Below are 16,023 nucleotides of genomic sequence, written 5' to 3' on the forward strand. Positions count from 1 at the left end.
ATTATTTTTACTCATTATAAACAATTAAGGAAAAATATAAATTTATCTTGGGGAACTTAAATTGAATGATTTAACTAAATAAAAACCTACAAACATTGAAACTACAAAAGTTATTGAGTAAATATTTAGTAAAGCAACAGAAGTTATAGCTGGACCAGGACATAATCCACCTAATCCCCAGCCAGCGCCAAATAATGCAGAACCTAATATTAATTGATTATTTATTGTTTTGTTATTTGAATAATTAAATTTTTCTACAAGTAACGGTTTTTCTTTTTTCTTAATTATATGAAACAAAGGAGATGAAACAACCAAAGCTCCGATCATCACAAATGCAAGAGAAGGATCCCAATTTCCAAACAGATCTAAAAAGCCTAATACTTTTGCAGGATTAATCATTTCAGATATCACTAAACCGATACCAAATATTATTCCTGAAAGAAGGGAAGCTAATTTGTTCATAATAAATTTTTTATATAGACAGTTAAAATTCCAACAATCATAAAGGTAATTGTCGCTACAATTGATCTTAAAGAAAATCTTCCGATGCCACTTATACCGTGGCCACTTGTACATCCACCGCTAACACGTGTTCCAATTCCAACTAACAAACCTGCTGCAATCATTAAGACGTAAGAATTAGAAATACTAATATTTACTCCACCTTTAGAAAATATAGAGTAAATAATTGGTGCAATAATTAAACCCAACAAGAATAATAAATTATCAAATTTATTTTCTTTTTCAGTTAAAGCGTTACTTGCAATCCCACTAATTCCTACTAATCGACCATTCAGCAAAAAAAATATCGCCACTGCTAATCCAATTATCAATCCACCAGTAAAAGCAGGAATTGGTGTAAAATTTACTATGTTCATAAAATTAATCACTTAAAACAGGAAAAGCCTGTCTTACTTTTAAAAAAAATTTTTGATATTCCATTTTAGTACATTTGTTTTCTACATATTCAATATTATTTTTTTCTACTAGTTTCTTGGCATTTTCGTCTCTTATTCCAAGTTGTAACCATAATACTTTAGCGCCAATTTTTACTGTATCTTCTGCTATACCAAAAGCTTCTTTAGAAGGTCTGAATACATCTACAATGTCTATAGGATTTTTAATATCTTTTATAGAAGCATAGACTTCCTCACCTAAAATTTTTTTACCTTTAGCTGATGGGTTAATTGGGTAAACTTTATACCCATACTCTTGCATATATTTCATAACAATAGTTGAGGGTTTCTTTGGATCATTACTAACACCGATCATTGCAATAGACCTAGAATTTTCTAAAATTCTTTTTATGTTACTCATTTAATTAATTGTTTTCTTTTTTAATTTGTTCTTCACAGAATTTTCTTGCTTCATTCAAGTCTGTAATTTTTGTCTCAGATAATTTTTGACTTCCTGCAATACAAGCATCTACTGCTCTTTTAAAATTATGATCTTTAAAATTTAATACAAAGTACATTCCAAAAATAACAAATAAAATAATGAGTATATTTTTTTTATTCTTCATCATTATTTATGTTTCCAATTTGGCTGTCTTTTTTCTAAAAAAGCTGAAATACCCTCCTTTGCATCGATTGCCATCATGTTAATAGTCATCATTTTACTAGTGTAATCGTATGCTTTTCTTAGGGGCATTTCTAATTGTTTATAAAAAGCTTGCTTTCCAATTTTAATTGTCAAGTTTGATTTAGAAGCAATTTTTTTTGCTACTTTTAAAACTTCATCATTTAATTTTGCTTTAGAAAAATGATCATTTATTAAACCAATTTCTTTTGCATAATTTGCTTTGATAGGCTCTCCTGTTAAAAGCATCTGCATCATTGGTTTACGATTAATTTTTCTACTAACAGCCACCATTGGTGTGCTGCAAAACAATCCAATATTTACACCTGGTGTCGCGAATAAAGAGTCTTTCGTGCTATATGCAAGATCACAACTTGCAACTAACTGACAGCCTGCTGCAAAAGCTGCACCATGAACCTTTGCAATAACTGGTTTTTTTCCTTCAACAATTTGCAACATAACCTTGGAACAAAGACTAAATAACTTTTGATATTTGTCTTTATTTTTAAGATTTCTAACTTCTTTTAAATTGTGGCCAGCACTAAATCCTTTACCCGCACCCTCTATGATTATTACTTTAGTTTTTTTATCAGCATCTAATTTTTTTAATGATTTTAATAAATCGGAAAGATTTTTATATGAAAGAGAATTATATGTTTTTGGTTCATCAATTATAATTGATGAAATCTCAGAATTAATTCTCTTTATTTTAATATTACTAGTCATTTAATCAGACAATCCATCGGATCTAGCCTGATTTCTTTCTATATGAATTGGTAAAACTTTACCATAAATTGCTTTTGAATGTTCTGGGGTATTTACTCTATAGGGATCTAAAACATAAGCTGGAATGCACATATATCTTGATTTTTGACCTTCTACTTTTGTAACTCTATGCAGAGTAAATCTGCCTTTAAAAATTTGAAGATCTCCAGGTTCTAATTTAAGCTGTCTAACTCTTGATCGATCTCCGTCTAAAACTTTTTTAACCTCATCAAAATTTTCATTTCCTGGTGCTCTTATATTTGGACAATATTCAAAAATACCTCCTTTTTCAGGTTTCTGAATCATCAAGCTTAGAGTGAACTCACAACTATCAAAATGCCAAGGAAGAATTCCATCAGGTTTCATAACATTGTACGCATGACAAGCCAAAGGGTCTGCCCATCTATAAATAGGAGAAATACCTAAACATGCAGAAACAAATTTTAAAAGTTCTTCAGTTTCATAAAGATATTTCATTTCTGAATTTTTTGGAAAGCAATCTGAATTTAAATATCCATTATACCTTTCCATAAAATTTCTCTTCGGATGTTTTTCAGGTAAACTTGTGTCATCTTTAGCATAAAGATATGCATTGATGCTTTCTTTAGACATATAAACTTCATCAAGTTGTTTTTCCAATTCTGTATTCATTACCTCTAAAGATTTAGGCAAAATAAAATTTGGGATTGTAGAACAACTATATTGGTCTAATTCTTCCTTACATTTTTTCACTAAATTCTTAATGATTGGAGAATTTAAATCGTGAATAGGATATCTTTTTAAATCGACAATAGTTTTTAATCTATCGTTCATTAAAGTTTATTTTAATTTACCCTCTTCTCTCATTTGAGCTCTAATTTTAGTTGCTGAGATTTTTTGAGTTTCTTCATCTAAAACTATTTCCTCAATTTTATATCCAACACCTCTTCCGTAACAAATATTTGTAATGTTAGGGACCAACATAATTTTAAATTGACCTTCAAATTCAGGATTTAATCTTTCTTCAATATTTTTTTTTACAGTTTCAAAATCAAATGGATTATCATCAACACCCTGTACATCTCTTATTTGAATACAAACTTGTCCTGTTTTTTTAATTATCTCTTTGAACAAGGTATAGTGCCCATCGTGAAATGGTTGCCATCTTCCTAGCATTTGTGCTGTCGGTTTTTTATTATCCCATTGATATGTCATTTTTTAATCTCCTCAATTATTAACGGTGCCCATTTCTTAGCATCCTGAGTTGTTACATGGTAGTCAAAGTTTTTTGGATTAACAAACATTTGATTAGTATCTTCAAATCTACCTTTCTTAATTGTGTCTACCCAAACTCTAAAATCTGCTGGAAACAAACTTCTTGCTTCCGTTGTTGGTGCTACAAAATCTGCAATCACATAATGACCTTCTGCTTTTAATTTAAGGGCAAATTCAGCCATTCTTTTTGCCTGCCTTACTCTTCCTTCTTCTGAAAAATCCCAATCATCAGCTGCTTTTCTAACTTCATCAGCATTTAATCTTTTGGCATTTAAATGAGGTGCCATTTCATTTGCTAAAGTTGTTTTACCTGCACCAGGCAAACCCATAACCAAAATAATTTTCATTAAATATCTTCTAACGGATGATGGGACATTAATTCAAGTCCATTTTCACCAATAAGGTATTGTTGCTCAAGTTTAACACCTTCTTTACCACCTACTTTACCAATGTAGCTCTCAACTGTTATGGTCATATTTTTTTGAAACGTTCCGCTACGTTCCCCACCGTCTGTTGGATATCTAATCGCTGGCCACTCATCACATAGACCAATTCCATGTACCATAACAGAATATCTATTTGGGTAGTAATCTTCTGGTAAAACCCAGGATTTTTCAGTGAATTCTTTAAAAGATAATCCATCTTTAATAAGTCTTGAATTGTAATCTATTTGCTCAACAGCCATTGAATAGAGCTTTTTTTGTTCTTCATTAAATTTGTTACCAACAACAAATGCTCTAGAAATATCCGCACAGTATCCATAGGGTCCTACCATGTCGGTATCAAAAGCAACTAGTTCACCATCTTGAATAACTTTATTTCCACATTCTTGCATCCAAGGATTTGTTCTTTCTCCTGATGCTAATAATCTACACTCAATCCATTCACCATAATTTTCTATATTTGTTTGATGAAGAATTGACCATAATTCGTTTTCTGTCATTCCTGGTTTTAATTGTTCTCTCATTTTAACAATGCCCATTTCAGCAACATCTATTGCTGATCTCATACATTTAATTTCTTCAGCTGATTTAATTACTCTTGCTTGTTCTAAAATTAATTTAGCATCAACCACCTGGATATTTTCTTTATTTAACGCTGAAACCGCAGGTCCGTTTAAAACATCAATAGCAATTTTTTTTGATTTAAAATATGATTTGGATAAATCTTTAACCTCATTAACCCATTTTTGTAATTGTGATTCTGATTGATCACCGTTACTAAAATAATCCCATGTTATCGCAGGTCTAATTTCATCTATAAGATGAAGATTTTCAGATAATTTTTCACAATTAAAATATTCGTAAAGAATTATTGGTCCATTAACTGGTACAAAACAATATCTGGTAAGATTATGCATATTATAAACACTCATATTTAAAGTGTCTAAAGCATATCGAACATTTACTGGATCAAATAAAATACAAGCTTCTAAATTATTTTTTTCTAATTCATTTCTTACTCTATCTAAACGGTATGATCTTAATTTATCAAAATCAATTTCATCCTCTCTCAATCTTTTTTTTGTTATAAAATTTTGTCTTGGTTTAAATTCTGGAGCTATTTTTCTACTAAACCTCATATTACTCTATATAACCCTAACCATGCATTAACATCTTTGCTTGCAATATAATCAGATTTAAAAAATTCTACTTCCTCCCATTTCTTATCGTCTTTGAGTATATCAATTTTTTTATCAAAACCATACTCTTCGTGAATACCTTCATTTATAGTAAAACAAATTAATCCACCTGGTTTTGTTATTCTTATAAACTCATCTAATGCATTTGGTTTTACATGACCAAAAGTAAACGTACCAACACACATCACTCCACCATAAAAATTATCCTCAGCTTCTATTGTTTTATTTAAATCAACCTTTACTAATTTTTGATAAAGATCTTTTGGAACTGTGTCTAATAAAGTTTGAGACAAATCAGCTCCATGAAAATTTTTAAATCCATATTTTTTTAATTCTACTCCAACTAGACCTGTTCCACAGCCTGCATCAAAGATTAGTGTATCTTTATTATTTTCGTGCTTATTGTAAGTTGCTACGGTTTCTTTAGGTCCAGTATAATTCCAATCGACCATGTCTTTATTATACTTATCTTTATCTCCCCACTCATCGTAGTATTTCATCACTTCATCAGTGGTTTTAAGTTTGTAAATTGGAATTTTATTTCCTACATCTTTTTGCGCCATTAGCCTCTCATTTTCTGACCACTTGGATCATAAAGTGGTTCTTTAATTATTGAACAATTAAACAAGTCTCCGTTTATCTCTACTTGAATTTTATTATCAGTTACAATCTTATTTTTATCAATAAATGTAAACGCAACACTTTTATTAACAAAATGAGCAAACCCGCCTGAAGTAACGTAACCTATGCTTTGATCTCCATTCATAACGGCCTCATTATTGGTTACATCAATATCATTGGTTTCAACAATTAAAGGTATAAGTTTGTTTGAAGAGTTTTCCTTTTGTGCACTTTCTTTGCCAATAAACTCTTTATCCCAATTAATAAAAGCATCTAAGCCAGTCTCTTTTGCTGTAAAATCTGGTCTATAATCTAAAGTCCAAGCTCCCCAATTTTTCTCGAGCCTCATCGACATCAATGCTCTTCCACCAAATGGTTTAATATTAAATTCTTTTCCAGCTTCAACTAGTTCTTCGTATAACTTTAATTGATAATGAGGTGCTACATATATTTCGTAACCAAGTTCTCCAGTAAATGAAATTCTATTTACTAATGCAGGAACTCCACCAACAAACATTCTTCTTGAGTCTCTAAACTTAAATTTTTCATTTGAAACATCATCTCTTACTATTTTTTCTAAAACCTTTCTTGAATTAGGTCCTGCAATGGATAATCCATGAAACTCATCAGATCTATTTTTATAATTTAAATTAAATTTATCTAAGTGACTTTCAAACCAACGTCTGTGCATTTCTTGAGCAGCACCAGATCCAAATACCATAAATTCATTTTCATCCAAACAAGCAACTGTTAAATCTCCACACAATTTTCCTCTGTACGATAACATTGGTGATAGAGATATTCTTCCAGGTTTTGGAAGTCTTCCAGCCATTATATGATCTAAAAATTTTCTAGCGTCAGGTCCTTTGAATTCATGTTTTGAAAAATTTGCAACTTCAATCAAGCCAACATTCTCTCTTACATTAATAACTTCTTTTGAAACATAATCATGTGATCTTGATCTTTTTATTGTTGGTTCTTCATGAGCGTCTTCTTTGTTGTTTGCAAACCACAAAACATTTTCTAATCCAAAACTATCTCCCATCACAGCTCCTTGATTAACAAAACGATCATAAAGTACTGTTGTTTTTTGTTTTCTTCCTTTTGGTAAAGTTTCATTAGGAAAAGTCATAATAAATCTTCGTTCATAATTTTCTGAGGATTTTATTGTTCCGTATTGTGGTGATGCATAATCTCCAAATCTTGCAACATCCATTGCCCAAACATCAATGGAAGGTTCACCATCAATAATCCATTCAGCAATACATTTTCCAACACCACCGCCTTGACAAAACCCAGCCATAACACCAACTGCAACCCAATAATTTTTCATTCCAGGTACTGGACCAATAAGAGGACTTCCGTCTGGACCAAAAGTAAAAGGTCCATTAACTATATTTTTTATTCCTGCTCGCTCTAATGCTGGCATTCTCTCAAACCCAATTGCCAATCGATCTTCAATATTATCTAATTTCGGCTCCAACAATTCATGACCAAAATTCATTGGGGTTCCTTCCACTTTCCAAGGAGTTGATTTAGGTTCATAAGTTCCAAGCAACATACCTTTTCCCTCTTGTCTAAAATAAATATTTCCTTCAAAATCTGTTCCGATAGGCAATCTTTGGTCACCCATTGCTTCAATTTCTGGAATAGGTTCGGTGATTAAATAGTGGTGTTCCATTGGCTGAACTGGAAGATTTAATCCTGCTAATTGACCAACTTCTCTTGCCCATAAACCACCTGCATTAATTACTATTTCAGCATTAATGTTTCCTTTTTCAGTAAATACATCCCAGGTTCCATCTTCTTTTTGTTTCGTGTCTTTTACGACAGTGTGAGTGTAATATTTTCCACCATGAACTTTTGCAGCTTTTGCAAAAGCATAAGTAACTCCTGATGGATCAACTTCACCATCTATAGGATCCCATAATGCTAGCAAGTATCTAGAGGGATCAATTAACGGATGTTTCTTTTTTACTTCTTCTAAAGAAATAAATTCTTGATCAAGCCCCATGTATCTTGCTTTTGATCTTTCTCTCTTTAAATAATCAGCCCATACTTCATTTGATGCTAAGTAAAAACCTCCACTAGGTTTAAATCCTGTTGAATGACCAGACTCTTTTTCAATCTCTTTATATAAACCAATTGTGTAAGCCATCATCCGAGAGATATTTGGGTCAGAAGAAATTACATGAACATTTCCAGCAGCATGCCACGAAGAACCTGATGTTAGTTCATTTCTTTCAAGTAAAATGCAATCCTTTAATCCAAACTTAGATAAATGGTAAAGAATAGAACAACCCACCACACCACCACCTATGATTACAACTTTAGCATTTTTCTCCATAAATTTATTTATAAACTTTCTTTTTCAAAATTTACAATATTGTCTTCAAAATAAATATTTTTTAATTTGGATAATCTCTTTTGAAGAATATTTATATTTTTTTTAGTAAATGAAACTTTTTTTTGCTCTATTTCAGAAACTTGTCCCACATAGTTAATTGCATTCCAGACAGAAAAAATATTATTTAGTGAGAATTCTTTCAAATTGATAGATAAATTATTGAAGGTATATTTTAGTTTTTCTAGTTTTATTTTAAATTTATCTTTTTCTATATTTTTTTTTATTTGAGATATTAATTTTTTGGGTTCTGAATTTTTATAAAAACCATTCCTTGGATAGTAATATTTAAGAAATGATCCTGTAAAATCCTTTCCTGATGAGTATATAAGGAACATTTTTCCCTTAAAATTTAACAAAGATAAAAGAGGTCTAATAACATTTTTTACAGTCTGAGTTAAAGGAGACCGAAGCTTAAAACATTGAGATGCAATAATAAAATCATATTTTTTTGGAATTTCACTTATATTTCTAGGTATAAAGTCTTTTAATTTTTTTTTTTGATCTTTTCTGTAAATTGTCAAAAAAATTTTTGACTTGGGTTTAATTGAACCATTTTTGTTATTAAAAGATAATTTCCAATTTTTTCTAATATAAGGACTTAAACTCATTAAGGTCTTAGTAAAATCAATACCTTTTTTTCCAACTAATTCTAATTTTTCAAATTTTACATTTTCAGATGTAGAGTTATTTATATCTTTATAGCTACAGTTAGTAATATTAAAAATTAAAGTTTTATGTTCTGCAAATCTATCCCCTAAAAAACTTAGAAGCACATTAATATCATCGATACTTATTTCTTTACCTACAACAAATATAGGTTTATTTGGCAAATATTTATGCAGACCAGACAAAAAAGTAGATATAATTGTTCCCTCACCAGTACCCGCGTCTAAAACGTTAAAAATTGGTGACCGAGTACTGATTTTTTCTATTTTTTTAAATAAATAAAAAGCAATTTTTGATTTTTCATTAGTTGAGTTTACAAATGATAGATATTTGTCTCTAGAGTCAAAAAAAGTTTTTCTCTTCATATTTGTTATTAGTATTTGATCTCCTTATTTACTTTTTTTAGAGATTTATCTGTTCCATGGTGAAAATGTTTGCTCATATCTGGCATATATTTCATTGAAATTGGTTTTTTACCAATTGCAACAGACATTTCTCTGACATGATGAGCTTCGGCACCACAACATATACCAATAAAATTTATTTTATTCTGAACACACTCTTTTGCAAATTCTGCCATTTCAAATCTGTTGCAAAATAAATTATCTAAAGCTACGGGGAATGCATTTCCACCAGGAATACAATCACAACCATGATCGGTAATATTTAAAAAACCAGGTTCTTCCTCTGTAGTTCTGTAAGGAACTGGAAGCCCTGATACATGACATGAAACTTTGTCTCTAACTTTTTTTAAAAGTTTCATTGTCATCTCTGGTCCTCTATAACAATTCAATCCAACAACATCAGCACCCTGATCTTCCATCATCTTACATGCATCCTCAGCACTGTGTCCTTCTCTAGTTTTATCCCCTCTTGGAATTGCAAAATTGCACACTGCAATCAGTCCTGCATCCTTAATTGCTTTTAATGCAATTTTCATTTCATCAGTCCAACTTATTGTTTCGGCAATAACAAAATCAACTCCAGCCTCTTTTGCCCAAGCTACTTGCTCTTCGTACATTTGTTGACATTGTTTGTGAGTATTAGGATCACCTGGATCAAATACGTTTGTGTTTGCAACATCTCCACAAACCATCAAATCTAAATCTTTAAATTCAGCAGCAGCATCTTTTGCAATTTTAAGAGCACCTTTTTGCATTGGTTCTAACAAGTGTTCTTTGCCAATTATTCTTAGTTTTTCTCTATGACCATAATATGTAAACGCCTGAACAACATCTGACCCAGCTCTGATAAATTCTCGATGTAATTGAGTTACTACTTCAGGATGCTCTAACACAACTTCAGGGACAAATGGACCCGCTGAAAGATAACCTCTTCTTTCCATTGCAAAAAGATATCCTTCTGCACACATTATTGGACCTTCATTTAATCTTGTAATAAGATCTTTTTTCATAATTTACCCTCTCATTTAGTTAAATTGGTTGCAACCCACTTGTGAAACATCAAAGTAGGAGTATCCATTACAGGTGAAAAATTTCCACCATTGTAAGCTGGGGAACTTCGACCTTTTTGCATTCCTTCTATTGCAGTTACATCTTCGTTCATAACTTCTTGCCAAAATGCAAAATTTTTTTCTCTTATCCCTTTAAACTCGTCACTCGAAGCGCTTTCATCTCCGATATAATATAATTCAAAGTGTTCTTTTGTCTGATTGTTTGAAATTGGTTCTAACCAAAATGCATAAAAATGATCTATATGAATTCCTAACATCACATTTGGGTACAGTGATACATATTCAGATTTTTCAGAAAGTTCACTTGGCCAATTTGGAAAACATTTAAATTTTATGTTTCCATCAAACTGTTGTGAATATTTATTACTTCCTTGTCCAGAAAAATTAAAATTTTCATCTTCTATATGATAATGATCTGCAATATTTGAAACTCTATTTAATTCTGGATGTATCCAAGGTAAGTGATAGCTTTCACAATAATTCTCAATAGCAAATTTCCAATTACTATTTACTGTCATATTAAAGTAACCATTGTCAGAAGCATGTCTTATTAATTGTTGATCTTTTTTAGAAATAAACTTAGACCATCTATCTTCTAAGGGTTTAATATATTCTTCAAATGGTTTTGCATTAGAATTAATATTTATGAAGATTAAATCCATCCAAACTTTTGATTTTATTTCTTTTAGGTTGCTATTATTTTTATCAAATCCTTCTACATCATGTTTTCCTAAACCTCCTATATGAGGAGTAACAGTTAATTTCCCATTAAAATCATAAGACCAAGAATGATAAGGACATCTAATTACATTTTTTAATTTACATTCTTGATCAACTAATTTGAAACCTCTGTGACTACAAACATTATGAAAAACTTTTACTTCGTTCTCTTTATTTCTGACTATTAATATCGGTATGCCTAAAAGATTAAAAGGTTTTGCATCACCAGGATTTGGAACAGAGCTTGCAACTCCAATCATTGTCCAATTATTTGTAAAAACTTTTTCTTTCTCAAACTCTAAATAGTCATCATTTAGATAACATTCATTTGGTAATCCATGAGCTTTTTCTATGGGATTTTTAACAACTTCTATTTTTTTAGGATCTAAGATGTCTGATAATTTTTTATTTAAATTCATAAACCTCCTTTAATTAATTAATTAAAAAATTAATTTAGGGCTTAAAAATTACGACTCTCTAATGATGATTTGCTGAAAAACTGTTTTGCAATTTAAAATATAAACAAACTCTTTGAAAAAAAAATTTGCTGAAAATTTCATAATAAAACCATAACTAAATTTATTTGATAGTTAAAGACAATTTGACTTCAACTTATAATTGAATTTAATTTGCAATATTTCTCTCAATATGTTCAACTTGGTTTTTAAATGAATCAAATATTGGGAGATATAATGAAAATTAAAAGAATAATTCTTTCCCTAGCCGTTGTTTTTGGTCTTACTTCTTTTGGAAGTGTAGCTAATGCTGCTTGTGGAAATATAACTATCGCTAATATGAACTGGGCCTCAGCAAACTTTATGGCTGAAGTTGATAAAATTATATTAGAAGAAGGTTATGGATGTTCTGTGGAATTGGTGCCAGGTGCAACAATGCCTACATTTACATCTATGCAAGAAAAAGGTGAGCCAGATGTTGCTCCAGAATTTTGGGCTAACGCTGCAATAGTTGCTTTGAACAAAGCTGTTGATGAAGGCAAAATGCATTCAATCAATAAAGCACCAATCACTGGTTTAGGTGAAGGTTGGTGGGTATTACCTGCAACTCTAGAAAAGCATCCAGAGCTTACAACCGCTGCTGCAATTTTAGAAAGACCTGATCTGTTTCCTCACCCTGAAGATCCTTCAAAGGGTGGCTTCCACATTTGCCCTCCTGGATGGAACTGTGAATTAAGTAACAGAAACCATTTCAGAGCTTGGGGCATGGAAGAAAAAGGTTGGGCAATTGTTGAAACTGGTTCTGCTGCAGGACTTGATGGTTCAATTGCTAAAGCTGCTGAAAGAGGAGAAAATTGGTTTGGTTACTATTGGTCACCAACAGCTTTAATAGGAAAATATGATATGAGAGCTGTAGATATGGGTGAATGGGGTGGTAAAGATAACTGGGACAACTGTATAGTTTTACCAGAACAAGAATGTGCTGACCCTAAAAAAACTTCATGGGTTAAATCAGAAGTTTTCACTATCGTAACAGATAACTTCAAAAACACAGCTGGAAGTTCTGGTATGGATTATTTCAAAAAAAGAACTTATCCTGGTCCAGTGATGAACGGTATGTTAGTTTGGATGGGTGAAAACCAAGCAGAAGGTGCTGACGCTGCAATTGAATTCCTAAAAACACAAGAGGGTGTTTGGTCTAAGTGGGTTTCAAGTGACGCTGCTGCAAAAATCAAAAAAGCACTTTAATTAAATAAAATTATCGAACCCGTTGTCAAACGGGTTCGATTTTAGAAAAAAAATTTATGGATTTCTTTACTAAAATTCCAGTAATGGATAGGACAGCCTTAAGAGAGTTAAAAAAAGGTATTGATTTTAGCTTTAAAGAATTTTCACGAGCGTATGGTGATGGAATAGAAGGTTTTTTTGATCCCCTATTATATTTTTTAATTTGGCTAGAAAAACTTTTAGTAAATAGTCCTTGGCCAATCGTTATTGCAGTCTTTGCAATATTAGCATGGATAGGTTCAAGAAGTATAAAATTAACTATTGGAACGATTGTTTGCTTTTTGATAATTGGTTATTTTGGTATGTGGAAAAACTGTATGGCTACAGTTGCCATTATATCAGTTTCAACTTTAGTTTGTATTGTAGTTGGGATTCCAATTGGAATTTTAATGTCTAAATCTTCAAGAGCAGAAAAAGCAATTTTACCTATATTAGATATGATGCAAACTATTCCAAGTTTTGTTTATTTAATTCCTATAATTATGCTTCTAGGTATCGGTAAAGTTCCAGGACTTTTAGCTGTTTGTATTTATGCCTTGCCTCCAATTGTAAGACTAACCAATCTGGGGATTAGAGAAGTAGATAAAGAAACTTTAGAGGCAAGTGAGGCGTTTGGAGCAACTCCAATGCAGAAACTTAAATCTGTTCAAATTCCATTGTCACTTCCAACAATTTTTGCTGGGATTAACCAAACAATTATGATGGCTTTAGCAATGGTTGTGATTGCATCCATGATAGGTGTAAAAGGTCTTGGAGTGCCTATTTTACAAGCAATTTCTAACCAATATTTGGCATTAGGAATGATGAATGGTTTAGCTATTGTAGCCTTAGCAATTATCTTCGACAGAGTCACTCAGCAGTACGGTCAAAGAATTCAAAAGCACAGAGGTCAGCTTAAGAAGTAATTTTAGCGCGAACGAATTTTCTAGACTCATATTTCAAAATCAATAAAGATCCGAAATATGAATTTTTCTTTGGAGATTGGTCCAAAAACAGATCTTGAAACTTTACCTCCATTAAGTGATGTCTATATCACTATGCTCCCAGGAGGAGATTATAAAGAAACAGCAGACAAAGCAGTAGAACTTGTAAAAAAAGGATTTAATCCAGTTCCACATTTTCCAGCAAGGTCAATGCATGATGATAGAGAACTAAAAGATTATGTTACAAGATGCAAAGATGGAGGAGTGAAGCAAGCACTAATTATTGGGGGAGGAAGAGAACCTCTTGGAAAATTTGATAGTTCATTTCAACTTTTAGAAACAGGTTATTTTGAAAAAATGAAAATAGGAATAGCTGGACATCCAGAAGGGAGTCCTGATATATCCAACACAGATTTAGAAAAAGCAATGATAGATAAAAAGCCTTACGCTGATTATATAGTAACTCAATGGTTATTAGATCCTCAGCCTATCATTGATTTTATTTCTAAACAAAGCGTGCCAGTGCATGTTGGAATTACTGGGCCATTAAAAATATCTAGCTTAATTAAATTTGCTAATATTGTTGGGGCAAAAAATTCCTTAAACTTTCTTAAATCTAATTTTAGTAAGGCGTTAGATTTATTGAAACCTAAAGACCCTAATGATTTAATTGGGAAAGTTAAATCGCACACTGATAACTTCCACATTTATACATTCGGCGGCTTGAAGGAAACTAACAAGTGGTTGAGGGAGAATAGTTATGTCTAATGAATTTGACTATACTAAATTAAAACATGTTACTTCTGTTGATCAGTCAGACAGAGAAGTACCATATAACTTAAGACAAAGTGGGCCAACAAAAGTTGAAATGTTAATTTCAACAAGGGTAAGAAAATCACCTTATTGGCATTTATCAATGCAGGCAGGTTGTTGGAGAGCAACTGTATACAATCGTATTTATCACCCAAGAGGTTATGTAAAACCTGAAGATGGTGGAGCGATGGTTGAATACGATGCTATCGTAAACCATGTAACAATGTGGAACGTTGCTGTTGAAAGACAAATAAGAGTTAAGGGTCCAGATGCAGAAAAATTTACTGACTACGTGATCACCAGAGATGCAACTAAAATTTCACCAATGAGAGCAAGGTATGTAATTTTATGTAATGCCTATGGTGGAGTTTTAAATGATCCAATTCTTTTAAGAATATCTGAAGATGAATTTTGGTTTTCATTATCAGACTCTGATATTGGAATGTATCTTCAGGGTGTAAATGCAGATGGAAGATTTGATTGTACTATTGAAGAAATTGATGTGAGTCCAGTTCAAATACAAGGTCCTAAATCAAAAGCACTAATGAAAGATTTGTGTGGAGATCAAGTGGATTTTGACAACATGCCTTTCTACGGACTAGCTGAAGCAAAAGTTGGAGGAAGAGATGTTGTAATTTCACAATCTGGTTTTTCAGGAGAAGCTGGTTATGAAATCTATCTAAGAAACTCTACATTATATGCCGAAGATATGTGGAATGCAGTACTTGCAGCTGGAAAAGCACATAACTTAATGGTTATTGCACCAGCGCACCATAGAAGAATTCAAGCTGGAATTCTTTCTTGGGGTCAAGATATGGATGCTCAACATAATCCTTTCCAATGTAATCTAGGTTATCAAGTTTCATTATCTGGAAAAGGTGAATGGCAAAAAAAAGGTGACTACGTAGGTAAAGCTGCTCTTGAAAAAATGGGCGCTGAACTAAAAGAGGGAAAAAAACCATATAAACTTCAATTGGTTGGACTTGAATTTGGTGGTAAGCCAGTTGAAGATTATGCGCCTGACTTTTGGTTAATTTCACCAGAGAGTGGTGGAGATCCTGTAGGATTTATTACGTCTCCTTGGTATCACCCTGAGAAGAAGCAAAACATTGCAATGGGATATGTACCATTCGATGGAACTTTAAATGCAAATGGTTTTCCAAAAGGAAAAGTAGGAACTAAATTTAAAGTTCATCTACCTGAACAATACTCAGATACTCCAGGAACACCTGTTGATGCTGTAGTAGTGGATATTCCATTCAAAGAGTCTTTCAACGCTAACACAAGAGAAGTTGTAAAAGGCTAAATTTATTTAGGGGGAGTTATTCAAACTCCCCCAAAATTCGATGACAAAAGGGTTTTTAATCGCAGTTTGCATTATTATTGCGATTGCTTTAATAGTATTTCCATTAATCGTT

At 31.9% G+C, this 16,023-nt stretch carries 18 protein-coding genes; 4 read left to right on the top strand and 14 right to left on the bottom strand.

The genetic code is table 11. The features are described from left to right. Positions 1-42: 42 nt before the first annotated feature. From ACTTBN_RS03270 to ACTTBN_RS03335, 14 genes are read right to left on the bottom strand one after another with little or no spacing between them, the layout of a single operon-like run. Positions 43-462 (bottom strand): DUF6691 family protein, encoded by a 420-nt coding sequence (locus ACTTBN_RS03270; RefSeq protein WP_440680972.1) that lies wholly within the window; start codon positions 460-462, stop codon positions 43-45. Continuing rightward, on the bottom strand, positions 459-878 hold the full coding sequence (locus ACTTBN_RS03275; RefSeq protein WP_440680973.1) for a YeeE/YedE family protein: 420 nt from the start codon (positions 876-878) through the stop codon (positions 459-461). Before ACTTBN_RS03275 ends, ACTTBN_RS03270 begins: the two co-directional genes overlap by 4 nt. Positions 879-882: 4 nt before the next feature. Then, positions 883-1,317, bottom strand: coding sequence for a CoA-binding protein (locus tag ACTTBN_RS03280; protein WP_440680974.1), 435 nt, complete (start codon positions 1,315-1,317; stop codon positions 883-885). Positions 1,318-1,321: 4 nt separating this feature from the next. After that, positions 1,322-1,525 carry a hypothetical protein gene (locus tag ACTTBN_RS03285; protein WP_440680975.1) on the bottom strand — a complete coding sequence of 68 codons (204 nt, stop codon included), beginning with the start codon at positions 1,523-1,525 and terminating at the stop codon, positions 1,322-1,324. After that, on the bottom strand, positions 1,525-2,304 hold the full coding sequence (locus tag ACTTBN_RS03290; RefSeq protein WP_440680976.1) for an enoyl-CoA hydratase: 780 nt from the start codon (positions 2,302-2,304) through the stop codon (positions 1,525-1,527). The genes ACTTBN_RS03285 and ACTTBN_RS03290 overlap by 1 nt, the downstream gene beginning before the upstream one ends. Next, on the bottom strand, positions 2,305-3,156 hold the full coding sequence (locus ACTTBN_RS03295; RefSeq protein WP_440680977.1) for a HalD/BesD family halogenase: 852 nt from the start codon (positions 3,154-3,156) through the stop codon (positions 2,305-2,307). A 6-nt stretch (positions 3,157-3,162) separates the two neighbouring features. Further along, positions 3,163-3,537, bottom strand: a complete 375-nt coding sequence (locus ACTTBN_RS03300; protein ID WP_428079790.1) for a cytidyltransferase — start codon at positions 3,535-3,537, stop codon at positions 3,163-3,165. Then, a complete protein-coding gene (locus ACTTBN_RS03305; protein ID WP_440680978.1) occupies positions 3,534-3,944 on the bottom strand; it encodes an AAA family ATPase in 411 nt (136 codons plus the stop codon). The genes ACTTBN_RS03300 and ACTTBN_RS03305 overlap by 4 nt, the downstream gene beginning before the upstream one ends. Further along, positions 3,944-5,179, bottom strand: coding sequence for a M24 family metallopeptidase (locus ACTTBN_RS03310; RefSeq protein ID WP_440680979.1), 1,236 nt, complete (start codon positions 5,177-5,179; stop codon positions 3,944-3,946). Before ACTTBN_RS03310 ends, ACTTBN_RS03305 begins: the two co-directional genes overlap by 1 nt. Then, positions 5,176-5,802, bottom strand: a complete 627-nt coding sequence (locus ACTTBN_RS03315) for a class I SAM-dependent DNA methyltransferase (protein ID WP_440680980.1) — start codon at positions 5,800-5,802, stop codon at positions 5,176-5,178. Before ACTTBN_RS03315 ends, ACTTBN_RS03310 begins: the two co-directional genes overlap by 4 nt. After that, positions 5,802-8,207, bottom strand: coding sequence for a GcvT family protein (locus ACTTBN_RS03320; protein ID WP_440680981.1), 2,406 nt, complete (start codon positions 8,205-8,207; stop codon positions 5,802-5,804). The genes ACTTBN_RS03315 and ACTTBN_RS03320 overlap by 1 nt, the downstream gene beginning before the upstream one ends. Positions 8,208-8,215: 8 nt before the next feature. Further along, entirely contained in the window at positions 8,216-9,298 is a 1,083-nt protein-coding gene (locus ACTTBN_RS03325) for a hypothetical protein (RefSeq protein ID WP_440680982.1), read from the bottom strand. Between the two features lie 8 nt (positions 9,299-9,306). Then, the gene (locus ACTTBN_RS03330) at positions 9,307-10,347 is read right to left on the bottom strand and encodes a homocysteine S-methyltransferase family protein (RefSeq protein WP_440680983.1); all 1,041 of its coding nucleotides are present in this window, start codon (positions 10,345-10,347) and stop codon (positions 9,307-9,309) included. Positions 10,348-10,358: 11 nt separating this feature from the next. Then, entirely contained in the window at positions 10,359-11,546 is a 1,188-nt protein-coding gene (locus ACTTBN_RS03335; protein WP_440680984.1) for an aromatic ring-hydroxylating oxygenase subunit alpha, read from the bottom strand. A 273-nt stretch (positions 11,547-11,819) separates the two neighbouring features. On the opposite strand from ACTTBN_RS03335, the gene ACTTBN_RS03340 reads away from it, so the two are divergent. From ACTTBN_RS03340 to ACTTBN_RS03355, 4 genes are read left to right on the top strand one after another with little or no spacing between them, the layout of a single operon-like run. After that, positions 11,820-12,830 (top strand): glycine betaine ABC transporter substrate-binding protein, encoded by a 1,011-nt coding sequence (locus ACTTBN_RS03340; RefSeq protein WP_440680985.1) that lies wholly within the window; start codon positions 11,820-11,822, stop codon positions 12,828-12,830. 56 nt (positions 12,831-12,886) lie between these two features. Then, positions 12,887-13,774: an ABC transporter permease gene (locus ACTTBN_RS03345; protein WP_440614127.1), complete on the top strand. Its 888-nt coding sequence runs from the start codon at positions 12,887-12,889 to the stop codon at positions 13,772-13,774. A gap of 57 nt (positions 13,775-13,831) precedes the next feature. Then, positions 13,832-14,560: a methylenetetrahydrofolate reductase gene (locus tag ACTTBN_RS03350; protein ID WP_440680986.1), complete on the top strand. Its 729-nt coding sequence runs from the start codon at positions 13,832-13,834 to the stop codon at positions 14,558-14,560. Further along, a complete protein-coding gene (locus ACTTBN_RS03355) occupies positions 14,553-15,911 on the top strand; it encodes an aminomethyl transferase family protein (RefSeq protein ID WP_440680987.1) in 1,359 nt (452 codons plus the stop codon). Before ACTTBN_RS03350 ends, ACTTBN_RS03355 begins: the two co-directional genes overlap by 8 nt. Positions 15,912-16,023: the final 112 nt, after the last annotated feature.

It is taken from the genome of Candidatus Pelagibacter sp. HIMB1623, assembly GCF_052047695.1.
Lineage (GTDB): Bacteria > Pseudomonadota > Alphaproteobacteria > Pelagibacterales > Pelagibacteraceae > Pelagibacter.